This is a genomic window from Thioclava sp. F1Mire-8 (assembly GCF_002213165.1).
In the GTDB taxonomy this organism is placed as follows: domain Bacteria; phylum Pseudomonadota; class Alphaproteobacteria; order Rhodobacterales; family Rhodobacteraceae; genus Thioclava; species Thioclava nitratireducens.
The window spans coordinates 638,157-660,899 of record NZ_NBNY01000001.1 but is presented as its reverse complement, the minus strand read 5'-3'; the positions used below and the strand labels follow the sequence as shown (position 1 = coordinate 660,899).

Here is a 22,743-nt window from a genome sequence, read left to right as displayed (position 1 = left end):
GCGCCAAGCTGCGGGGATGCTCATGCAACCACATTTCTTTTACGGAACGCTTTGTCATCCGCCACTGCTGGAGGCGGTGATCGGACGTGTGCCGCAGCTCGTTCCGGCACGGCTGGAAGGTTTCGCGCCGCACGAGGCCTGCCGCGAGGGGCAGGGTCTGGGCTTTCCGATCCTGATCGAAACGCCGGGGGCGGTGACGCGCGGGGTCGTGGCCGATCTGACCGAGGCCGAGGCGGAGCGCATCGCGTGGTACGAGGATGGTTACGACGCCGAAATTCGTGAGCTGGAAACCGGGGCGGGGTCTCGCGACGCGAAGCTCTGGCTGCCGCAGGCCGATCGCTGGGAGGTGGGCGCGGAGTGGACGCTCGGCGACTGGGCGCCGAAATGGGCAGCGCTGAAGACCGAAGCCGCGCGCCTGTTCATCGCCGAAGCGCAGGCCGTCGGGCCCGACGCCGCCAATGCGCGCTATCATGCGATCCTCGTGCGCGCGGCCTCCATCCTGCGGGCGCGCGCTGCCCCGATGGCGCAGGACCTGCGCCGCGACCTGCAGGATGGCGACATCAAGATCGACGCGCAACAGACTGCATACGCTAAGTTTTTCGCCGTCGAAGATTACAAGCTGGAACACCGGCTCTTTGCCGGAGGCATGAGCGCGAAGCTCGACCGGGCGGCCTTCGTTTCGGGCGATGCGAGCGTCGTTCTGCCTTATGATCCGGTGCGCGACCGGGTGATGCTGATCGAACAGATCCGCACCGGGCCGCTGGCCCGCGGTGAGCCGAACCCGTGGATGATCGAGGCGATCGCGGGCCGGGTCGATCCCGGCGAGACCCCCGAGGAAGCGGCGCTGCGCGAGGCGGGGGAAGAGGCGGGCATCACGATTGCGCGCCTCATCGAGGCCCCGCGCTACTATCCGTCGCCGGGAGCCAAGAGCGAATTCGTCTATTCCTATATCGGGATCGCCGATCTTCCCGACGAGGCTGCGCAGCTTGGCGGCAAGGCCGATGAGCATGAAGATATCCGCGCTCATCTGGTGCCGTTCGAGCGTCTGATGACGCTGGTGGCGACCGGCGAGGCGGGCAATGCGCCGCTTGTCGTGCTCGCACTCTGGCTCGCCGGGCAGCGCGCCGCACTGCAGCGGATGGCGGGCGTCGCGTAATCGCGGGGTTGAGGTGGCGCGCGCCGCGTCCTAAGTCTGGCTTCAACGGCCCCGTGGCGGGCAACTCGATACGGGAGGAAAGCGCGATGCGTATCTGCAGCGATCTGGCGTCGGCGGTGGGAAATACCCCGCTCATCAAGCTCAGGAAGGCATCGGAAGAGACCGGCTGCACGATCCTCGGCAAGGCGGAATTCCTCAATCCCGGCCAATCGGTGAAAGACCGCGCGGCGCTCTACATCATCCGCGACGCGATCCAGCGCGGCGAGCTCGCACCCGGTGGCACGATCGTCGAAGGCACGGCGGGCAACACCGGCATCGGCCTCGCGCTCGTGGGCGCGTCGATGGGCTTCCGCTCGGTGATCGTGATCCCCGAGACGCAGAGCCAGGAAAAGAAGGACATGCTGCGGCTGGCCGGCGCCGAGCTGGTGCAGGTTCCGGCCGCGCCCTATCGCAACCCCAATAACTACGTGCGCTATTCCGAGCGGCTGGCGAAGGAACTGGCCAAGACCGATCCGCATGGCGCGATCTGGGCGAACCAGTTCGACAATACCGCGAACCGGCAGGCCCATATCGAAACGACCGGCCCCGAAATCTGGGATCAGACCGGCGGCAAGGTCGACGGCTTCATCTGCGCGGTGGGCTCGGGCGGCACGCTCGCGGGCACCGGCATGGCGCTGCAGCCCAAGGGCGTGAAGATCGGCCTCGCCGATCCCGATGGCGCGGCGCTGCACAGCTATTACACGACCGGCGAGTTCAAATCCGAGGGCTCGTCGATCACCGAAGGCATCGGGCAGGGGCGGATCACCGCCAATCTCGAGGGCTTCACCCCGGATATGAGCTTCAACATCCCCGATAGCGAGGCGTTGCCGGTGGTGTTCGACCTGCTGCAGGAAGAAGGCCTCTGCTTGGGCGGCTCCTCGGGCATCAATATCGCGGGCGCGATGCATATGGCGCGCGAGCTTGGCCCCGGCCACACGATCGTGACGGTGCTGTGCGACTACGGCAACCGATATCAGTCGAAGCTCTTCAACCCCGACTTCCTCAAGGGCAAGGGTCTGCCTGTGCCGGAATGGCTCGACCGGGCCCCGCGTGAGATGCCGGAGGTGTTCGAGGGATGATCCTGCGTCTGGCGCGTCTGCTATTGCTGGCCGTCGCGCTGGCGCTTCCGGGGATCGTCTTTGCACAAAGCCCCGAGCCGCCGGATTACAAGGCGTGGGAAAAAACCGCGACCGAAGCCGAGCAGATGGTGCAGGCCGACAAGGCACAGCGCCAAGAATTCGACCAGATCCGGCAGGAGGTCGTCAACTGGCGCGAGAAATTCAAGGCGGCCGAGGATATCAACGCCAGCCAGATCTCGACCGTCAAGGCGCAGATCGAAGCGCTCGGACCTCCGCCGAAGGAGGGCCAGAGCGAGGACAAGGCGATCGCCGACCGGCGCAAGAAGCTCAACGACGAGTTGGCGCAGCTTCAATCGCCGGGGTTGCGCGCGACCGAGGCCGCGAGCCGCGCGGATTCCATCGTTGCCAATATCGACCAGCTTCTGCGCGCGCGGCAGACTGACAAGCTGTTGCGGCTCACACCCTCGCCGCTGAACCCGATAAACTGGCCCGAGGGGCTGAAAGTGCTGTCGGAACTGACCTCCGAGCTAGCCTCGGAGATGGGCCAGCAGCTCAATGACACCGATCCCTATGCCAGTGCGCGCAACAACGCGCCCGCGATCGTGGGCTTGCTGTTGGTGGCGCTGCTTCTGGTGGCGCGCGGCCGGACATGGATCGACAAGCTGGCCGATGTGCTCGAGGCGCGGCTGGCGCGCAATGCGCAGAGGGTGATCGATTTCATCGTCTCGCTGGGGCAGCTCCTGCTGCCGATCGCGGGGATCGTGCTGCTCGAAGCTGCGCTGGTTCAGACCGAACTCTTCGGCTCGCGATGGATGGAGCTGCTCATAGCGATCGGCGTGGTGCTGAGCGCGGCCTTCGTCGCCTTCTGGCTCTCGGGCCGCATTTTCCCGCGCAACGACCGGCAAGTCGCGCCCTTCACCCTGCAAAGCGAGCGTCGCCGCGAAGGCCGGTTGCTGACGATCTCGCTGGCGGTTTTCGCGGCGATCCAGGGCCCGTTCGGCGATTGGCTCGTCGCGCGCGGGCAGGATGTGATCGAGGGAAGCGCGAAAACGGCCGAAGAGATCGATGCGGCGGGGCATACGCTCGATGCCGGTTTCGGCGTCTTGGTCTTCCCGCTGCAGGTTCTCGCCGCGATCGCGCTATTCCGCTTCGGGCAACTGCTGCGGCGCCACCTGCGCAACGAGACCTCCGGCTCCGAGGAGGGCGCGTTCCGCGACCGGCTCGTGGGGGCGCTCGGCAATGCGCTGATCGCGGTCGCGGTGGTCGCGCCGGTTCTTGGCGGTATCGGCTATATCAACGCCGCCAACGCGTTGATCTTCCCGACCATCCTGACGCTGGGGCTGATCGCGCTGCTCCTGGTGCTCAATCAGTTCTTTACCGATGTCTATGTGCTGGTCGCCCGGCGCGAGGACGACGGGCGCGACTCTCTCATCCCGGCGCTGATCGGCTTCCTGCTTGGCCTGCTCGCGATGCCGCCCGCAGCTCTGATCTGGGGCGCGCGCCCGGCCGATCTGGCCGAGATGTGGACGCGTTTCCAGAACGGTGTCTCGGTCAGCGGCGTCACGATCTCGCCTGGCATTTTCCTGACCTTCGCGATCGTCTTCGTGATCGGCCTGATGGTTACCCGGCTCCTGCAAGGGGCGCTGAAAACCTCGCTTCTGCCGAAGACCAAGATCGACAAGGGCGGGCAGAACGCCATCGTCTCGGGCCTTGGCTATTTCGGCATCTTCCTCGCCGCGGTGATCGCGATTTCCTCGGCCGGGATCGACCTCAGCTCGCTCGCCATCGTCGCCGGTGCGCTCTCTGTCGGTGTCGGTTTCGGTCTGCAGACCATCGTGCAGAACTTCGTCTCGGGCATCATCCTGCTGATCGAGCGCCCGATCTCCGAAGGCGACTGGATCGAGGTCAACGGCCAGATGGGGATCGTGAAGGCGATCTCCGTGCGCTCCACCCGGATCGAGACCTTCGATCGCACCGAAGTCATCGTGCCCAATGCGGACCTGATCTCGGGGCAGGTGACGAACTGGACGCGCGGCAATGTCACGGGGCGCCTGATCGTGCCGGTCGGCGTGGCCTATGGTACCGACACCCGCAAGGTCGAGACCATTTTGCACGAGGTGGCCGCGAACCAGTCGCTGGTGATGATGAACCCCGAGCCTGTCGTGATCTTCAAGGGCTTCGGCGCGGACAGCCTCGATTTCGAGGTGCGCGTGATCCTCTCGGACGTGAACTTCATCCTCCGCGTCCAGAGCGAGATGAACCACGAGATCAATCAACGCTTCGCCGAGGCCGGGATCGAGATTCCCTTCGCACAGCGCGACGTCTGGTTGCGCAACCCCGAGGTGCTGCGGCCCAATAAGGACGACGCCGAGGCGCAATCCGACGAGGCCGAGGACAAGGGGTCGGAGGACAGTGACGACACCGCCTCCAAGCGCCCCGTCAGCCGCGCCGAGTATGGCAAGCCCCAACCCGGAGAAGGTCCGGAAGGGTTAGAACAACAGCGCCACGACAGTTCCGATGGAGAGGCCGATGCAGGAGACCGTTAAACAATCGCAGCAGCAAAGCTACCGTATCCACCCCTATGCCCGCGATCTAGAAGTTCCGGTGACCGGACTGACCGACGAAGGCGGCATCTATTGCGCGGATTCGATCTTCTACCCGACCGGCGGCGGCCAACCGGGGGATAGCGGCAAGCTGGTCTGGGACGGCGGCGAGATCGAGATCGCGACCACCGTGAAGGCCGAACCCGGCGCGCCCGGCGCGGTGATCCTCGTGCCCGCCGAGCCGCAACCCCTGCCGCCTGTCGGTGCTCAGGTGCAGCAGCATCTCGACTGGGAACGCCGCCACCGCCACATGCGCGTCCATACCGCGCTGCACCTGCTGTCGGTCGCGATCCCGCTGCCGGTGACGGGCGGACAGATCGGGTCCGACAAGGGGCGGCTCGATTTCGATATGCCGGAGAGGCCTGAAGATCTGGAAGCGATCGAACGGCAGCTGAACGATTGGGTCGCGCAAGACCTGAAAGTGGTCGAGCATTGGATCACCGATGCCGAACTCGAGGCGCAGCCAGAGCTGGTCAAGACGCTCTCGGTCGCGCCGCCCAAGGGGCAGGGCTGGGTGCGGCTGGTCGCGATCGGCGAAGCTGCCGACCGCATCGACCTGCAGCCCTGCGGCGGCACCCATGTCGCCTCGACCGGCGAGATCGGTGGCCTCCGGCTCGGCAAGATCGAGAAGAAGGGCAAGATGAACCGCCGCGTACATCTTCATCTTGCCTGAGAACTGCGGGCCGGGCAGGGGCGCTGCCCCTCTGCCTTCGACATTCACCCCGGGATATTTAGACAAGCCCGAACGGACATGGCTGCATCGGGCTTGCCGAAATATCCCGGGGGAGCGCTGAAAGCGCGGGGGCAGAGCCCCCCCCAATGAAAAAGGGCGGCCCCAGTGGCCGCCCTTCGTCATTCATGGAAGCTGGATCAGGCTTTCGGGCCGATCATCTGCTCGGGGCGGACGACCTTGTCGAAAGTTTCCTCGTCGACGAAGCCAAGCTTGATCGCCTCCTCCTTCAACGTGGTGCCGTTCTTATGCGCGGTCTTCGCGACCTTGGTCGCGTTGTCGTAGCCGATCGTCGGCGCGAGCGCGGTGACCAGCATCAGCGACTCGTGCAGCAGCTTCTCGATGCGCGGCTCGTTGGCCTCGATGCCGGCAACCATGTTGTCGGTGAAGGCCGAGGCGCTGTCGCCCAGAAGCTGCATGGATTGCAGCACGTTATAGCTCATCATCGGGTTGTAGACGTTGAGCTCGAAATGGCCTTGCGAGCCGGCGAAACCGATGGCCGCGTCATTGCCCATGACATGGGCGCAGACCATGGTCAGCGCTTCGGCCTGCGTCGGGTTCACCTTGCCCGGCATGATCGAGGAGCCCGGCTCGTTTTCCGGCAGGATCAGCTCGCCCAGGCCGCAGCGCGGGCCAGAGCCCAGCAGGCGGATGTCGTTGGCGATCTTGAAGAGCGAGGCGGCCACGGTTTTCAGCGCGCCCGAGAACATGACCATCGCGTCATGCGCGGCGAGCGCTTCGAACTTGTTCGGCGCGGTGACGAAAGGCAGGTCGGTAATCTCGGCCATATTCGCCGCCACGGTCTCGGCCCAACCGACTTGGGTGTTCAGACCGGTACCGACGGCGGTGCCGCCTTGGGCCAGTTCGTAGATGTCGCCGAGTGAGGCTTCGACGCGCTCGATTCCCTTCTTCACCTGATGGGCGTAGCCGGAGAATTCCTGGCCGAGGGTCAGCGGCGTCGCGTCCTGCGTGTGGGTGCGACCGATCTTGATGATGTCCTTGAAGTCCTCGGACTTGGCTTCCAGCGCCGCGTGCAGTTTGCGCAGACCGGGCAGCAGCACGTCGCGCGCCTGCATCGCGATCCCGACATGCATCGCGGTCGGGAAAGTGTCGTTCGAGGACTGCCCCATGTTGCAGTGATCGTTCGGGTGGACCGGGTCTTTCGAGCCCATCTCGCCGCCCAGAATTTCGATCGCGCGGTTCGAGATCACCTCGTTGGCGTTCATGTTCGACTGCGTACCCGATCCGGTCTGCCAGACCACGAGGGGGAAGTTGTCGTCGAACTTGCCTTCGATCACTTCGCCGGCCGCCTCGATGATCGCATCGGCGATCTTCGCGTCCAGCTTGCCCTGCGCCTTGTTGGCCATGGCGCAGGCTTTCTTGATCACGCCGAGCGCGCGGATGATCGGGACCGGCTGGCGCTCCCATCCGATCGGGAAGTTCATGATCGAGCGCTGCGTCTGCGCGCCCCAATATTTGTCTGCAGGAACTTCAAGCGGGCCGAAGCTGTCGGTTTCGGTGCGGGTCGCGGTCATCTGGGCCTCCATGATTGCGCGCAATCTTTCGCACGCACTGATAGGGCCCGCGAAGGAATTTTGCAACGGTATACGGAGGTATACTTGGGGCGGCTCTCAGATCTGTGCGGCGATCGCATCCCGGTCGATCAGCGAATGCACCTGGCGGATGCGGCCATCTGCAACGCGATAGAAGACATGCTCGTCGAACCTCACGCGGCGGCCGTTCACCGGCAGATCGAAGAGCATTCCCACGGGCGTGCAGTCGAAGCGCAGCCGTGCTGCGATCACTGGCGGATCGGCCGCAAGTGTGTCCGCATCGAAATGAAGGTCGGGGATCGCGCGATGGTCACCCTCGAGCATCTCCCGGTAGCCCGCGAGGCCAAGCGGGCGCGCATTATGAGTGACCTCGGGATGCACGAAATCACCGAGACGCGCCCAGTCCTGTTCGTTCAGGCAAGTCAGATAGCCGCGATAAAGCGACAGAAGCGCTTCGCGGTCCGGAGGCTCCGACGCCACCGGGTTACTTGCGGAATTGATCGAGGCTCACGACCTCGGCCTCGCCACGCGCGGCGGGGGCCGCCTCTTCTTCCTCGGCCACCTCTTCCTCTTCGAACTCGTCTTCGTCGTCATATTCCTGCGTCTCGAAACGCAGGCCGAACTCTACCGAGGGATCGACGAAGGTGGTGATCGCGTCGAGCGGCACATAGAGAGGCTCGGGCGAATTGCCGAAGTTCAGCGTGATCGAGAAACCGTCCTCGCCCACTTCGAAATTGTCATACCAATTCTGGATGACGATCGTCATTTCCTCAGGGTACCGTTCGCGCAGCCAATCGGCGAGTTCGGCGTCGGGATGACGGGTATCGAAGGTGATGAAAAAGTGGTGTTCACCGGGCAGGCCATTCGCCGCGATGTCGCTCAGCACTGTCTGGATCAGCCCGCGCATCGCGTGATGCATCAGGTTTCCGTAATCAATGGATTGCGTCATGGCCAAGTCCCTTTCTTCTCGGCCTCAAGCATAGGGGATTCTTGGCGGGCCGCAAGGCGGGCGAGGGAGCGCGAAGCGCGACTTTGCGGGGACGCGCCAGCCTCGCCGCGATCGATGCCTTTGCATCCTAGAGGCGAGACGGGGCAGCGTTTCTGCTTACTCCAGCATCTCCCCGGATAGGCAGAGCGCGACCGTGTCGGCGGGCATCAGTTCCAAGCCCTCGAACAGCGCGATCACGTCGTAAGTGTTGTAAGCTTCCACGATTTTTTCTCCGCGAAATCGCATGGCCAATTGTCCGGTAAACCCCACCGAACGCGCGGTCTGCGCGGATTTTCCCGCGACTTTCAGAAGCGTTCAGAGCCAGTCGCCGGATTCGACATGGCGCAGCACGGCTATCTGAATTCCGCGTAAATGCGCCCGCAACGCAGGCACCCGTTCGCCGAAAACCTCCGGTCGAATCTCGAGCCCAGAGATCGGTCCTTTGGGCAAGGCATCCGCGTCAAACAACCCGTCGATTTCGTCCAGCCGATCCTTTCGGGCCAGCATTGCAGTCACGAATTTCAAACCGGTTAACGGTGATCGAATGAACAAAGGGGGGAAGAAATGCAGGATTCTGTTGCAAGGCTCCTGCGGGCCCCGCCTTACGCGGCTAAGCGCAAGGAGTTAAGTTTCGGTTACCCGAGCTGCTTACGCAGCCAGAGCGACCGGAGCACGGTTGTCGTTGGCAACTGTACAATTTGCACCGATAACGGTGGTGGCTCACCGGGACAAAGCAAACATCTTTACACGTTCGTCGATCCTATTTCGGCCCCATTCTCCCCCAACGAGGGTTGATTGGTGGAGCCGCCGGGTACCGCCCCCGGGTCCGATCCGCTTATTACATGCGCGTTTATGCCCATAGTCCCCGTTGCCGGGAACGCTTTGGAATATAGGGGGAAGATTGGGGCGCTTCAAGGCGTCGGATGGGATGAATGCGCATTAACCGGACGTGAACTGGCAGCACGCTATAGCTCGAGTCGGGTCAAGAACTGGCCATGGAGGGGCGCGATGCGCGACAAGACGATCCTGATCGATCTCAGCACGAGCTATCAGTTCCGCCATTGGCGCCCGATGGGCATCCTTCGGGTGGAACATGAGGTCTGGCGGGCGTTTGCCGCGCGCTTCGGCGTGCGGACGGTGCCAGTGATCTATGACGAGGCGCGTGGCGGGTTCTATCGCATCCCTCAGGCGATCTTCGAAGAGGTCATCTTTCGCAACGGTTTTCAGCCGGAGGCGCCTGCGCGCGCCCTCACCGCGCCGCGCCGCTGGCGGTCATGGGCGCGGATCGGGCGGTTTGTCTGGCGGGTCTCGCGCAGAATGCGGGCGGTCGGACGCGACTCGGGGCAGGGCGCAAGACCAAGCGAAGCTGCACTTCGTGCGCGGCGTGAGAGCGCCGCGGCGGAGGAATTGCTGCGGCTGAGCGGTGACGAATATGCCCAGATGCGCCGCTGGCTCGTACGGCTCGAGCGGATCGCTCCGCCTATCGCGCCGCGCATCCGCGCGCTCGATGCGCTCAATCACCGGGCGCATTACGGGCTCATCGATACGGTCCATGACGAGATCTGCGCCGATCGAAACCGGATTTCGCCCGAGGAAGTGAGTGACTATGTCTCGGCCGGCGGATTCTGGGGCGACGCGCGTTACCGCGCGGCCTATGAGATGCGCCAGTCCCACGGCTGGCGGCTGAGCTACTACATCCATGACCTGATCCCGATCCTCTGGGGGCATGTCGCCGAACCCACTACGCGCAAGACTTTTCCGCCCGCGCTGCATTGGATGCTCTGGGGGGTGGATCGGATCTGGACGAATTCAGAGGTGACGCGGTGCGATCTGCTCGCCCACGCCGCCAGTTGCGGCTACCCCGAGTTGGACCCGACCCACGTGCGTGTCGTTGCCCTCGGTGCCGATGCGCTGCCGCGAACCACGCCCGCCGACGATCTCTCGGGAATCTTCGCGCACCGAAGCCTGGAGCCCGGGCGTTACGTCCTCATGGTCGGCACGCAAGAGCCGCGCAAGAACCACGCATTCGCCTATCGCCTCTGGCGGGAGCTGTGTGCGCGGCACGGCGGCGATGTCTTGCCCTTGGTCTGGGTGGGGCAGCCCGGCTGGTCGATCGACCCGCTGCTCGCGATGGTGCGGGCCGATCCCGGCCTGCCGCATGGCGCGATCCGCATCCTCGACGATGTGGACGATGCCGAGTTGCAGGTGCTCTACGGCAACTGTCGCTTCACCATCTACCCCTCCCATTACGAAGGGTGGGGCCTGCCTGTCGTGGAATCGCTGCTGCATGGCAAACCTTGTCTCACGTCGGATGCGCCGGCGCTGATCGAAGCCGGGGGCGGGGCCTCCGAGGCGATCGGTCTGTTCGAGGGCGAGCGCTGGCTTGCGCGCACCGAGGCGCTGATGGTGGACGAGGCGGCCTATCGCGCAGCCTGCGCGCATGTGGAGCGGTTCAAGCCGCATAGATGGGCAGATTTTCGAGTGGCGTTGACCGAAGGTTTCGACGTGGACTCGTCGGAGAAATCTTCACGTCCCGCCACATCCTACGCGCTTTCCGAAAACGCCACGACCTACCAGGAGGACGCCGCATGAAGATCGCCGCTTTCGGTCATTATCCGATCCACCGCCCGCTACATGGCGGTCAGCGCCGAGTCGCAGCGATCGCGCGTCAGGCGCGGGCGGCGGGGCATATCTTTCGCTATGTCCCGATCTATTCGACGCGCGGCTATCCCGACGGCTCCCCGGACGAGCAACGTACGGCGGTGCCGATGGCGCTGCTGCCGCGTCTCCACGATCCGAAGCGCCGAGAGGATCTGCATATATCGGACGCTCTCGCCGCTCATCCATTGATCCCCGGGCTGATCGGCGAGTTGCGCGACTTCGCGCCCGACGCGGTGCAGTTCGAGCATCCCTGGCTCTATCCGCTTTTCGCCGAAGCGCTGGAACGCGACCCCATCCTGCGCCGCGCCCGGCTCATCTATTCCGCCCATAATGTCGAGGCGGCGCTGATCGACCCGCATTGGCGCGCGCAGGCGGAAGCGCTCGAAGCGGCGCTCATCGCGGCAGCCGATCTGGTCATCGCGGTCTGCGAGGCCGATGCACGGCACTTCGCGTGCCAGCCGGGCGCGCGGGCAATCGTCGTGGCTCCGAACGGCTGCTGGGCGCCCGATCCCGAGGCGCGTCCTCCCGCACCGTTGGATGGGGCTTACGCACTCGTTGCGGGCTCGGCGCATCCGCCGAACGCCACGGGCTATTGGGCGTCTTTTGGCGAAATTCCGGGGTTCCTTCCGCCGCGTAGCCGCCTCGCCGTCGCGGGGGCGATGACCCACCTTATTACCACCGACCCCCGCTATGAACGTTACGCGCAGATGAACGCGGAATACGTCGCGCCCCTGGGCGTGGTGGCGGAAGAAACCTTGAGTGGTCTTCTGCATCACGCCCGCGCCATCTGCCTGCCGATCACCGAGGGAGGCGGCACCAATCTCAAGACCGCGGAGGCGCTTTTGTCCTGCAAGCCCGTCGTCGCGATGCGCCCGGCGATGCGCGGGTTCGAGGATGCGGAGGGGCTGAGCGGCGTTCATGTCGCTGACGATCCTGTGCAGTTTCGTCGCTTGTTGCGCGATGCCATGACGGGGGCGATCGGCTCGCAGCGCCGCCCCGAAGACGTAGCGCAATATGGCTGGCCCGCGCAGCTCGCGCCTCTGATGTCCCGCTATGAAAGTCTCGCCGCATGACGGATTTATCCCTGCAGCCCGTCGCCTTTGACGATCCGGAACTGGCCGCGCAGATGCGCGCCACGCCTGACGCGATCGACACGTTGTTTCAGGCCTATCTCGGGCGGCCTGCGAAAGCGCGGGCGCACGCCGCGTTGAAAGAGCGGCGCGCGAGCGTGGCCGATGTCGAGCGGGAGCTGCGCGGGTCGGAGGAATATCGACGCAAGGCCCGGCTTCTGCGCGATCAGGATCGTAGCCAGTACGATGGCGCGATGCTCTACATTGCGCCGGCGCGGGCGGTGTTCTGCCCGATCGCGAAGGTCGCCAATACCTCGGTCAAGGATTGGGCTCTGCGGTTGGTGGGCGATGGACGACCCGAGCCGGGCATGTCGCATTACTGGCTCGATTCCGGACAGAGCCGGATGCAGGCACGCCACTGGGCCTTCGCCGCACGCGCCCGCGTTGATCACGCGCCGGATTGGGTCTCGGTCGCGCTTCTGCGCGATCCCGTCGATCGGCTCGTCAGCTGCTATTGCGACAAGTTCGGGCGCAATCGTATGCAAGACTCGGTGCTCCATCATACCCGGTCGGTCTATGCGTTCTTCGCGGGGGGAGACGCGCCGGACCGGGAGATGGTCGAGCGCGGGCTGAGCTTTCGCCAATTCTGTTTCTACATCAACGCCACTGCGCGCGAGGTGCAGGACAGCCACTGGGCGGCACAGTGGAGCTACCTGCAAAATCGCCGCTGGGACAGGCTCTTCGCGCTGGAAAAGATCGAGAGTTTCGAGGCCTTCCTGCGTGAGCGCCTGCCGGAGGATCTGCGCGAGATCCGGCTCGGGCTGACCAATGCGGCGCAAAAGACACGCGGGACGCCGACGCGCGATCTCTCCGATGCGCTGCCGGGGGACTGGATGGCGGCGCACACCCCGCCTTACGAGGCGTTCCTGACGGACGATATTCGCGGCTTCATAGGGGATTACTATGCGCTCGATGCGCGGCTGCATGCGCAGGCGCTGGCCGAGAGCTAGCCTGGCCGGATAGGCGCCTCAGTCGCCTTCGGCCGGGATGCCCAGAAGCGTGATCGCGACCCCAAGCGCAGCAAGTGCCCAGAACGCGTGGCGCTTCGTCCCTTCGGTTTGCAGTGCGGCCAGCACTGCTTGCAGCGCGTAATAGCCCGCGAAGGCGCGCGAGGCGTAGGAGATGATCTGGAACAGGTCGGTCGTCCAGGTCAGCACGATGCCCGCGCCGATCAACACCGGGTAGGCCGCCTTTTGCGGGATCTTCCCACGCGAGAATTCCGCGATCAGACCGCCCGCGCCACCGGTATCGGCCACCGCAGCGGAGAACTGCGCGGCCAGCGCCGCGGCTACCAGCATGGCCGGCAGGATCGGGGCGACGACGCGCATCATGTCGATGATCGCGGTCTCGGTCAGGTTATGGGCGTTGGGCGTGAAGATGTAAGCCAGCAGCGCGATATAGACCATGTAGATCGCGGTCGCGAGCATCTGCGCCCATTTCATCGCAGCGACCCGGGTGTCGGCATCGTAGCTCTTGCCCAGATAGCGCGCGGTCTCGAACCCCTGCACGGTCACGATCAGGCCGAAGAGCAGCCGTAAAGAGTCCCACGGGCCCAGCGTCGGCGCATCGACCACAAGATCGCCCGCGACGGCGACCTTGCCGAAATAGACCGCAAGGCCGAGGATCAGTCCCGCGATGATCGCGAGCTTGAGTGCGACCGAGGCATATTCCATCTGCTCGAGCCGTTTGAACCCGCCCGAGAACCCGGCGATCGCGACGATGGCGAGCATCGTCGTCGTCACCGCGCGCGCCGCGAAAGCCGTGTTCCACGGCGTAAGCGAAACCGCGAAGGCCCCGAACAGGTTGAGGTAATAGGCGACCGAGATGACATAGGCGAAGGCGAGTGCGAGCTGTGCCACCTCTTCGATGCGCTTGACGGCGCGGGTGTCGGGCACGTCCTCGGCGCGGATGTTGGCGCGCACGGCCGCGCCGAACAGCCATCCCAAGCCACACAAGGCCGCCATCGCAAGCGGCGCGAAACTGCCGTAGCGCACCTCTAGGATCGGCCCCAGCACCAGGAAGCCCGAGCCGATGATCGAGGCCAGCGGCGTCACCATGGCGCGCCAGCGCGGCAGGTCGCGTAGCTGCGGCAGGAACATCGCGGCAAGGACGATCAGGGCGAGAATGAGAATGGCTGCGTCGAGGATCATGGTCGGTCTCAAATGGTCGGTTGCACGCAGCTAGCACGAGGGGGGCAATTAGAAAGGGCCGCGTCAGACGCGGCCCTCGGGTTGTGACGTATTCGGCGCAGTGATCAGAAGCCAGCCTTGATCTTCTCGAACTCGGCCAGTTGCTTTTCACGCAGCTCCGGCGAGTTCGGCGTCTGTGCGAGGATAGGCGCGTTGATCTCGGTCAGGCCTGCCGTTTCCAGCTGCTCCGGCGGGATCAGTTTCATCGCCTCGGTGTTCGTGTGACCATAGCCGATCTCGTCGACGAGAACCGGGCCCGCCTCCGGGCGCAGCCATGCGTTCATGAAATCGTAAAGCTTTTCTTCCGAGCCGGGACCGTCCTTGAGGTTCACGAAGCCGCAGAACCAGGTCGACGAGCCCTCTTTCGCCTCGCGCTGGAAGGCGACCGGATAATTGTCGTCCTGCAGATAGGCGACGCCGTCATTCCACGACCACGCGACCAGAACCTCGCCCGAGGCCATCAGCTGGGCCTGCTGCGAGGGGTCGGTCCAGTAAGATTGCACGTTCTTGTTGGCCTCGCGCAGCCAGTCGGCGGCGGCCTGGAACTGCTCGTCGGTGACATTGGTCCAGTCGGTCACACCGGTCGCCAGATAGGCCAGCGCCCAGACGTCGTCCGAGCTGTCGGGCAGCGAGGTGCGGCCCGCATATTTCGGGTTCACGAAGACATCGAGGCTGGCCACGTCTTCGGCCGGGACCTTGTCGGGATTGTAGGCGATCGCGGTCGCGCCCCAATCGGTCGGCAGATACCAGACGTTCTTGTCGTCATCGACGAAAATCTTCGAGTTCAGGTATTTGGGGTCGATATTCTTGAACTCCGGGATCTTGGAGACATCCCAGGGCTCGATCAGCCCGGCGTCCTTGTATTTCGAGATCATCTGCGAACAGGGATGGGCGGCATCTGCTTTGAAGCCGGAGGCGAGTTTCTGATAGGCTTCGTCGTCATCGCCGTAGAAGGCGTAAGTCGGGCTGTCGCCGTATTTGTCGATATAGGGCTGGAACAGGCCCGGAATTTCGAAACCGGCCCAATCGAAGATAGTCAGGTCCGGATCGGCGGCCCGCGCGGGTGCGCTCAGTGCGGCCACGGCGATCCCCGCCATAAGGAGAGCAGAAGTCTTCATTGTATCTTCCCTGTTTTGTGTTCGTTTTGTGAAAACGCTAGAGCGGCTTTTTCGCCCTCGCAAGAGGCATTTGCACGGCCGTTAGGCAGGAGTGCCGGGTTTGACGGTGCGGCGCGATGGTCAGCCGGTGCAGATGCGGAAAATTTGGGCGCGACTGAACCGGATCGGGCGCGGCGCGTAGGGAGAGGGAGGCAAAGGAGACGAGCATGAGTGACACCCCCGTCCTGTTATGGCTGCGGCGCGACTTCCGATTCCACGATAATGAGGCGATGGCGGCGGCCGCGACGACCGGTGCCCCGGTGATCCCGGTCTTCATCCATGACGACCAGGTCGAAGCCTTGGGGGCGGCGGCGAAATGGCGGCTCGGTCTTGCGGTGGAGGCATTTGCGGAAAGCCTTTCGGAGAAAGACTCGAAGCTGATCCTACGCAAGGGCGCGCCGCTTACGGTGCTTCGTGCGCTGATCGAGGAGACGGGGGCGGGCGCGGTCTATTGGTCGCGCCGCTACGACAAGCCGGGTCGCGACACCGATACGGAGGTGAAATCCGCGCTCTCCGACGACGGGATCGAGGCAAAAAGCTTCACCGGGCATCTGCTGTTCGAACCGTGGACGGTGGAGACCAAGACCGGCGGCCCCTATAAGGTTTACACTCCCTTTTGGAACGCGGTGAAGGGCACGGATGTCGCGCCGGAAGTTAAGACAGTGTCTGAACTTCGCCCGCCAAGTGATTGGCCAAGAAGCAAAAAGCTGGACGACTGGAAGATGGGAGCGGCGATGCGGCGCGGTGCGGCCATCGTTGCGAAACATGTCAATGTCGGCGAGCGCGCCGCGCAGTCGCGGCTGTCGAATTTCCTGCGCGATCGCCTCTCGGCCTACAAGACGCAGCGTGATGTGCCCGCTTCGGGCGGTACCTCGGGCCTGTCCGAAAACCTGACTTATGGTGAGATTTCCCCGCGTACGATCTGGCATGCCGGTTATCGCGAGATGGCCGAGGGCAACCCCGGTGCAGAGACCTTCCTGAAAGAGCTCGTCTGGCGCGAATTCGCCTGGCACCTGTTCTTTCACTGGCCCGACATGGCCGAGAGAAACTGGCGCGACGAGTGGAACGGCTTCGACTGGCGGCGCGACAATAACGACGCCGAGGCGTGGCGGCGCGGTATGACCGGAGAGCCTTTCGTCGATGCGGCGATGCGCGAGATGTATGTCACCGGCACGATGCATAATCGCGCCCGGATGATCGTAGCCTCTTATCTCAGCAAGCACCTGATGACCGATTGGCGGGTGGGCTTGCGCTGGTTCGAGGACTGCCTGATCGACTGGGATCCGGCAAGCAACGCGATGGGATGGCAATGGGTCGCAGGTCCGGGGCCGGACGCCACGCCCTATTTCCGCGTGTTCAATCCGGAAACGCAGCTGGATAAATTCGATAAGGACGGGCGCTACCGGAAGGATTTCATCGCCGAGGGGCAGGCCAATCCGCCCGAGACGGCGACGGATTATTTCGAAGCGATCCCAGAGAGTTGGGCGCTAACGCCGGATCAGGACTATCCCGAGCGACTGATTGGCCTGAAAGAGGGGCGAGAGCGCGCCCTGGCCGCGTATGAGCAGCACAAAGGCTAGGCTGTAGCGCTGGTTCACGGGCTTAGATCAAGGCGTCAGGCGTAGCCTTGATCCGGGTCTCGCGGCCCATGAAATCCAACAGCAGCCAGACCCGTTTCTCGGCATCGACCCTTTCGACCGTCGCCACAAAATCCGCGAACGGCCCGGTCGCCAGCGTGACCGCATCGCCGGGCGCGTAATCCGGCAGCGGCTGAACTTGATCTTGAGTATTGCAGCGCGCGCGCAGCGCCTTGATCATCGCGTCGGGCACCGGCGTCGGGCGACCTGCAAGCGCCACGAGCCGCGTTATCCCCTGCGTCCCGTTCACCGCGCCGAGATGCGCCGAGCCAGGTGTCTCGCGCAGGAAAAGATAGCCTGGAAAGAGCGGCGCGCTGCGGGTCACAAATTTGCCCGACTGGCGGCGCGTCGTCTCGATCATCGGCAGGAAAACCTCGAACTTCTGGCGCGCCAGATTGCGCCGGGCGATGGCGGCGCTGTTGGGCTTGAACTGCGCCACATGCCACGCGCGGGCCGGGCTCTGATCGGTCATGGCTTGGGCCTTTTGTCCAACCGGGGTGTGCTTTGCTGACTGATGGATAGGGCCTGACAAGTCAATCTGACAAGGCGAATTCGTGCGTAAAGATGCGCGCCAAAGTGGTTCCGAGCGTCGTTAACGTAACGTTAGGAATGACCGTGCAAAGCTCCGACATGGCAGGGGAAACCTGCCGAGATGGGGAGGATGCACATGATCACTCCGGTTCTTCTAGCGGGCGGGTCGGGAACGCGTCTGTGGCCGCTGTCCCGGCGCAGCTATCCGAAGCAATTCGCCGAACTGACAGGGCCGGTAACACTGTTTCAGGCGACGGCAGAACGGTTGTCGGGGGAGGGTTTCGCGCCGCCGCTGGTGCTCACACAATCCGACTTCCGCTTCATCGCGACCGAGCAGCTTGCCGCGGTCGGCATTGATCCCGGCGCGGTGATGCTGGAGCCCGAGGGGCGCAACACCGCCCCCGCCATTCTCGCCGCGGCGCTCTGGCTCCGACGCGAGGCAGGGGAGGAGGCGCTGATGCTGGTCGCGCCCTCGGATCATGTCATCGCCGATGCGCAGGCGTTTCAGGAGGCGATCGCAGGCGCAGAGCTTGCGGCGCGGAGAGGGCGGTTGGTGACCTTTGGCATTACCCCCGACCGGGCCGAGACGGGGTATGGATATCTCGAACCTTCTCAGGAGTCAGGCGTCGGCGGCCCCGTGCCCCTGGTCCGGTTCATCGAAAAGCCCGATCTCGTACGGGCGCGCGCCCTCTATGAAAGCGGCGATTACCTATGGAATTCCGGCCTCTTTCTGTTTTCCGCGGGCGCGATCCTCGAGGCCGCGCGAACCCACGCGCCGAGCCTCCTCGCGCGCGTCGAGGCGGCATTCGCTGCCGCGCGCGCCGATCTGGGGTTTCTGCGACTCGACCCGGATACCTGGGGGGGTGCGCCCGACATCTCGATCGATTACGCGATCATGGAACGCGCGGGCTGCGTCTCCGTGATGCCGGTGCAGGCGGGCTGGTCGGATCTGGGCGACTGGGAGGCGGTGCGCCGCGCGGCCCCGGCTGCGCGTTCCGACGGGGTCGCGCTGTCGGGCGCTGCCACCGCGATCGATTGCCGCGACAGCCTGCTGCGCTCGGAAGATCCGCGGCTACACATGGTCGGGATCGGGCTCGAGGACGTGATCGCGGTGGCGATGCCCGACGCGGTCCTCGTCGCGCATCGCTCGCGCGCGCAGGATGTGAAAGCGGCGGTTAACGCGCTCAAGGCCCGCGACGCTGCGCAGGCGACAGACTTCCCGCGCGATCACCGACCCTGGGGCGGGTTCGAGAGCCTCGTCACCGGCGATCGGTTCCAGGTGAAGCGGATCACGGTGAAGCCCGGCGCGGCGCTCAGTCTTCAAAGTCACCACCACCGGGCCGAGCATTGGATCGTCGTTCAGGGCACCGCCCTCGTGACGCTTGGCAAGGAAGCGCGCCTCGTTACGGAAAACGAATCCGTCTACATTCCGATCGGCGAGACGCACCGGCTCGAAAACCCCGGAATGATGCCGATGGTTCTGATCGAAGTGCAGACCGGGGCCTATCTCGGGGAAGATGACATCATCCGCTACGAAGATGTCTACATGCGCGCAGTGGGCGAATAGCACGTGCTCGGCGGCGGGTCGCCGCCCGGCAGTGCAAATCGGTGACAATTCCTTGGAAAAGCAGCAATTCGCGTTTCAGAGGAGTGCGACTCTCTGCTAGGTCTCCAATTGATTGTGACCGAGGCGGATTTTCCTGACATGTTGGCGCGCCCCTACCGCTCCCGATTTCTCTTCTTTGCTATGGCGAGCAGTGCGCTCGCGGGTCTCGGCTTCGGCCCCGCCTGCGCGCAATCGGCCGACAGGGCCTGGGGCTATAACAGCTATGGCATCCCGGGGCTGATCGACATGCCCGTTGCGGGCAGTCGTGAGGATGCGGAGCTTGGCTTCAATGTCTTCGCCTTCGCCGGACAGACGCGCGTCTCGGCCGCGTTCCAGATCACGCCGCGCCTGTCGGCTGGCTTCCGATATTCGACGATCAAGAACTACATGGGCGGCGGTACGCTCTACGATCGCAGCTTCTCGATCCAGTATCGGTTCCTCGACGAGGGGCGCTTCTGGCCTGCGATGGCGTTCGGCATCAACGACATGACCGGCACCGGGGTCTATTCCGGGGAATATGTCGTGGCGACCAAGTCGATCTCGCCGAAACTGCGCGCGACGGCGGGGATCGGTTGGGGGCGTCTTGGGTCGAATAACGGCTTCGACAATCCGCTGGGCGTGCTGAGCGATCACTTCAAGACGCGCGGAGATCGCACCGGGGCGCAGGGCGGGACGTTCCAGCCGCAGCAATGGTTTACCGGGGATGCGGCACTGTTTGCGGGTGTCGAATGGCAGGCGACGGACAGGCTGCGGCTGATGGCGGAATATTCCTCCGACGCCTATACGCGCGAGGACGGTCCGACCTTCGATCGCAAATCCCCGGTCAACATCGCCGCGCAATACAAGATCAACGATCAGGCCTCGATCACGGCGGGCTATCTCTACGGAACCGATTTCAGCGTGCAATTGAGCTACGCGCTGAACCCCAAGCACAACGCGCATCCGAGCGGGCTGAAAGATGCACCGCCGCCGGTCGTACCGCGCGCGGGCGTCGAGGCGGCGCAAAGCTGGACGAACGATCCGGCCTATCTGACGGCGAAGCTGCGCCCGGCCTTGGCGCAACAGGGACTGGTGCTGGAAGGTGCGAAGCTCAGCGGCTCCACCCTTGCGATCCAGATTCGCAACGACCGATACAACGCGCCGCCCGAAGCGCTCGGGCGCGCCGCGCGGGTGCTGAGCGCGCAGGCCCCTGCTATGGTCGATCGGTTCGCGATCACCCTGTCGGAAAATTCGCAGCCCGTCTCGACCACGACAATCCGTCGGGACGACCTCGAGGCCTATGAATTCCACCCCGTCGGCGGCGAACTGATGCGCGCCCATGCACAGATCGACGGCGCGCCCCCTCGGCTGCCGGTCGCGCCCGGCACCTACCCGCGCTTTTCCTGGGGTGTCGGCCCTTATTTGCTGCCGGGCCTGTTCGACCCGGACGATCCGTTGCGCGCCGATCTGGGTGTAAGAGTGCAGGCACAATACGAGATCGCGCCAGGCCTGTTGCTGTCGGGGCGCGTGAACCAGAAGGTGATCGGCAATCTCGATCAGGCGAACCGGCCGTCGGATTCGGTGCTACCGCATGTGCGCTCGGATGCGTGGCTCTATTACAAGGGGTCGGGTCCGACGATTCCGGAACTGACGGGGGCCTATTTCTTCCGTCCGGGACGCAATCTCTTCGGGCGTGTGACCGCCGGCTATCTGGAGCCGATGTTCGCGGGTGTCTCGACCGAGCTTCTCTGGGCGCCGGAACACAGCCGCCTCGCCCTCGGGGCCGAGCTTAACCGGGTACGCCAGCGCGGCTACGACCAGCGCTTCGATCTGCGCGACTACGAGGTCACGACGGGCCATCTATCCGCTTATTATCAGTTCACCGATCAGTTCTATACGCAGCTCGATGTCGGCCGTTACCTCGCCGGCGACTGGGGCGCGACGCTGAGCTTCTCGCGCGTTTTCGACAATGGCTGGAAAGTCGGGGTCTATGCGACGAAGACCGATGTGTCCTCGGAAGATTTCGGCGAGGGCTCGTTCGACAAGGGTTTCATGATCACCATCCCGCTGCACTGGGCGACCGGGCAGCCGACGAAGCAGCGCTATTCGACGGTGATCCAGCCGATCGTGCGCGACGGCGGGGCGCGGTTGGGTGTGGCCAACAGGCTTTACGGGATGGTGCGCGAAGATCAGCCCGCCTCCTTCGACGGAAATTGGGAGCGGTTCTGGCGATGAGATCACTTGTTTTCGGCGCGGCGCTGCTGGCGGTCGCGGGCTGTGCGCAATTCGACAAACTGGGCAACACGATGACGCTTCCGGGCGGAGGGGCCGTGGGGCAGGGCGCGCCCGTGCGATCCGCAACGAATGGCGAAGGTGTGGGCGTGAAGGTGGTGACGCGAGCAGTTCCGAAGCGCGGGCTCGAAGTTGTCATTCCGTCGCGCGACGCGAATGCGACCCTGTCTCTGGCCGGGCGGAATGGCACCGTCGAGACCTGGCGGTCCGGAGACGATATCACTGTGTCGGTCGATCGGGGCGTGGTGGTCGCAACCCGCGGCTTGGGCGACGATCTGATGGCGGCGGATTCGGGGCCGACGCTCGCCGCCCTTCGCAGCGCCAAGATGGACGCCTATCGCCGGACCTACCGCTTCCTTACGGCAGACAATCATGCGGACTATGTGTTGCTCGGCTGCAAGATGACTGCGGCTGGAAACGAAACCCTCGCAGGGCTAAATTTGTTGCGCCACGAAGAACAATGTCGCAATCCGAAGATGGCAATAACCAATATTTACTGGACCGATGAAACGGGACGGATCCAGGCCGGGCGGCAATGGGTTTCCCCCACTGTGGGGCAGATCGCGATCGGCGTGCTCGACTAAACTGAATGGGCCTCGGGTATCAATTAACCCTATGGTTCACCAAAAGATTAATGTAAGATAATAATGTCTTACCTATCCCAACCTGATCGGAGGTTTCGATGACGAAGTTCTTTACGGGTGCCGTTGTAGTGGCAGCCACTCTTGCTGGTGCCCTTCCGGGTGCGGCCCAGAACCTGCAAGCGCCGGCCAATCTTAGCCACGACGCGCTCGTTGCCTGGGCAAAAGCGAATAATGTTTGCGACACGGCTGTGGTCGACGCTGTGTACAATAATAAAGGTGAGGCCGTGGTATCCTGCACGGCGGCGGCGAATAGCAACCTCGGCGGTGCGACCCCGGTCGTTGCGGTGATCGTTGGCGTCGGCCTCGCGGCAGCTGCTATGGGCAGCGGCGGCACTAACGGGACCAACGGAACCAACGGCACCAACTGATCCGCGCGATCCGCGATCTTTCGAAAGGCCTCGCTTGAAGCGGGGCCTTTTTGATTCCGCCTAACCACAGGGGAGCGCTGCAAAACTATCCAAATCGACAGTGCTCCACGCCTTACAAATGCGCACTGATTCGCTCGAGTTATGATATGACAATCATAAGACGGGTGTTTGAGTGTTGGGGTAGGAGCCGATGTTGACAGGACTCGCGATTTTTCCTCTCGCGGCCTTGGTGTGGATGATGCTCTGGGAGAGCATTGCGCCTGTGCAGGATGAAGCGCCGTATCGCGAGGTGGCCAATTAGGGAATCGCTTGGGCCGATCTGGGCCCGGGCAAGGTGGTGACGAGCGCCGATCCGCGCAGGATAGGTGAGACTCGACGCGCCGGTCGGCGCTCGGCTCCAC

At 64.0% G+C, this 22,743-nt stretch carries 19 protein-coding genes and 1 other RNA gene; 12 read left to right on the top strand and 8 right to left on the bottom strand.

Translation table 11 applies throughout. The annotated features are described in order from the left end of the window. Nucleotides 1-22 precede the first annotated feature (22 nt). The 4 genes from B6V75_RS03025 (at nt 23) to B6V75_RS03010 (ending at nt 5,550) form a co-directional block, all read left to right on the top strand. The gene (locus B6V75_RS03025) at nt 23-1,156 is read left to right on the top strand and encodes an NUDIX domain-containing protein (protein WP_168174428.1); all 1,134 of its coding nucleotides are present in this window, start codon (nt 23-25) and stop codon (nt 1,154-1,156) included. Nucleotides 1,157-1,242: 86 nt separating this feature from the next. Then, complete coding sequence (locus tag B6V75_RS03020; protein ID WP_088718678.1) at nt 1,243-2,274, top strand: cysteine synthase A; 1,032 nt, start codon at nt 1,243-1,245, stop codon at nt 2,272-2,274. Further along, on the top strand, nt 2,271-4,820 hold the full coding sequence (locus tag B6V75_RS03015) for a DUF3772 domain-containing protein (RefSeq protein WP_088718677.1): 2,550 nt from the start codon (nt 2,271-2,273) through the stop codon (nt 4,818-4,820). The genes B6V75_RS03020 and B6V75_RS03015 overlap by 4 nt, the downstream gene beginning before the upstream one ends. Further along, complete coding sequence (locus B6V75_RS03010) at nt 4,804-5,550, top strand: alanyl-tRNA editing protein (RefSeq protein WP_088718676.1); 747 nt, start codon at nt 4,804-4,806, stop codon at nt 5,548-5,550. The genes B6V75_RS03015 and B6V75_RS03010 overlap by 17 nt, the downstream gene beginning before the upstream one ends. A gap of 197 nt (nt 5,551-5,747) precedes the next feature. On the opposite strand, the gene fumC is transcribed toward B6V75_RS03010, so the two are convergent. The 5 genes from fumC to ssrA form a co-directional block, all read right to left on the bottom strand. Next, nucleotides 5,748-7,142: a class II fumarate hydratase gene (gene fumC / locus B6V75_RS03005; RefSeq protein WP_075776620.1), complete on the bottom strand. Its 1,395-nt coding sequence runs from the start codon at nt 7,140-7,142 to the stop codon at nt 5,748-5,750. Nucleotides 7,143-7,238: 96 nt separating this feature from the next. Then, nucleotides 7,239-7,640, bottom strand: a complete 402-nt coding sequence (locus B6V75_RS03000) for an ester cyclase (RefSeq protein WP_088718675.1) — start codon at nt 7,638-7,640, stop codon at nt 7,239-7,241. 4 nt (nt 7,641-7,644) lie between these two features. Then, on the bottom strand, nt 7,645-8,109 hold the full coding sequence (locus B6V75_RS02995) for a ClpXP protease specificity-enhancing factor SspB (protein ID WP_075776513.1): 465 nt from the start codon (nt 8,107-8,109) through the stop codon (nt 7,645-7,647). Between the two features lie 354 nt (nt 8,110-8,463). Further along, the gene (locus B6V75_RS02990; protein WP_146735100.1) at nt 8,464-8,664 is read right to left on the bottom strand and encodes a hypothetical protein; all 201 of its coding nucleotides are present in this window, start codon (nt 8,662-8,664) and stop codon (nt 8,464-8,466) included. 47 nt (nt 8,665-8,711) lie between these two features. Next, nucleotides 8,712-9,067: a transfer-messenger RNA gene (ssrA, locus tag B6V75_RS02985) on the bottom strand. An 89-nt stretch (nt 9,068-9,156) separates the two neighbouring features. Here ssrA and B6V75_RS02980 point away from each other — a divergent pair. The 3 genes from B6V75_RS02980 to B6V75_RS02970 are packed head-to-tail and all read left to right on the top strand — an operon-like array spanning nt 9,157 to nt 12,889. Further along, complete coding sequence (locus tag B6V75_RS02980; RefSeq protein ID WP_088718673.1) at nt 9,157-10,740, top strand: glycosyltransferase; 1,584 nt, start codon at nt 9,157-9,159, stop codon at nt 10,738-10,740. After that, nucleotides 10,737-11,882, top strand: a complete 1,146-nt coding sequence (locus tag B6V75_RS02975) for a glycosyltransferase (RefSeq protein ID WP_168174427.1) — start codon at nt 10,737-10,739, stop codon at nt 11,880-11,882. Before B6V75_RS02980 ends, B6V75_RS02975 begins: the two co-directional genes overlap by 4 nt. Beyond that, entirely contained in the window at nt 11,879-12,889 is a 1,011-nt protein-coding gene (locus B6V75_RS02970) for a sulfotransferase family 2 domain-containing protein (protein WP_088718671.1), read from the top strand. The genes B6V75_RS02975 and B6V75_RS02970 overlap by 4 nt, the downstream gene beginning before the upstream one ends. Nucleotides 12,890-12,907: 18 nt before the next feature. Here B6V75_RS02970 and B6V75_RS02965 read toward each other — a convergent pair whose 3' ends face one another. Then, nucleotides 12,908-14,089 (bottom strand): hypothetical protein, encoded by a 1,182-nt coding sequence (locus B6V75_RS02965; protein ID WP_240496893.1) that lies wholly within the window; start codon nt 14,087-14,089, stop codon nt 12,908-12,910. Nucleotides 14,090-14,193: 104 nt separating this feature from the next. Next, on the bottom strand, nt 14,194-15,246 hold the full coding sequence (locus B6V75_RS02960) for an ABC transporter substrate-binding protein (RefSeq protein ID WP_088718670.1): 1,053 nt from the start codon (nt 15,244-15,246) through the stop codon (nt 14,194-14,196). Between the two features lie 206 nt (nt 15,247-15,452). Here B6V75_RS02960 and B6V75_RS02955 point away from each other — a divergent pair, with 206 nt between their 5' ends. Beyond that, on the top strand, nt 15,453-16,865 hold the full coding sequence (locus B6V75_RS02955) for a deoxyribodipyrimidine photo-lyase (protein WP_088718669.1): 1,413 nt from the start codon (nt 15,453-15,455) through the stop codon (nt 16,863-16,865). A 22-nt stretch (nt 16,866-16,887) separates the two neighbouring features. Here B6V75_RS02955 and B6V75_RS02950 read toward each other — a convergent pair whose 3' ends face one another. Next, nucleotides 16,888-17,394 carry a transcription termination/antitermination NusG family protein gene (locus tag B6V75_RS02950; protein ID WP_088718668.1) on the bottom strand — a complete coding sequence of 169 codons (507 nt, stop codon included), beginning with the start codon at nt 17,392-17,394 and terminating at the stop codon, nt 16,888-16,890. Nucleotides 17,395-17,589: 195 nt separating this feature from the next. Here B6V75_RS02950 and B6V75_RS02945 point away from each other — a divergent pair, with 195 nt between their 5' ends. From B6V75_RS02945 to B6V75_RS02930, 4 genes are all read left to right on the top strand, one after another. After that, complete coding sequence (locus B6V75_RS02945; protein WP_088718667.1) at nt 17,590-19,020, top strand: mannose-1-phosphate guanylyltransferase/mannose-6-phosphate isomerase; 1,431 nt, start codon at nt 17,590-17,592, stop codon at nt 19,018-19,020. A 180-nt stretch (nt 19,021-19,200) separates the two neighbouring features. Next, nucleotides 19,201-21,273, top strand: coding sequence for a YjbH domain-containing protein (locus B6V75_RS02940; protein WP_168174426.1), 2,073 nt, complete (start codon nt 19,201-19,203; stop codon nt 21,271-21,273). Then, nucleotides 21,270-21,914, top strand: coding sequence for a YjbF family lipoprotein (locus B6V75_RS02935; RefSeq protein ID WP_088718665.1), 645 nt, complete (start codon nt 21,270-21,272; stop codon nt 21,912-21,914). The genes B6V75_RS02940 and B6V75_RS02935 overlap by 4 nt, the downstream gene beginning before the upstream one ends. 98 nt (nt 21,915-22,012) lie before the next feature. Beyond that, complete coding sequence (locus B6V75_RS02930) at nt 22,013-22,342, top strand: hypothetical protein (RefSeq protein ID WP_075776504.1); 330 nt, start codon at nt 22,013-22,015, stop codon at nt 22,340-22,342. The last annotated feature ends 401 nt before the right edge of the window (nt 22,343-22,743 follow it).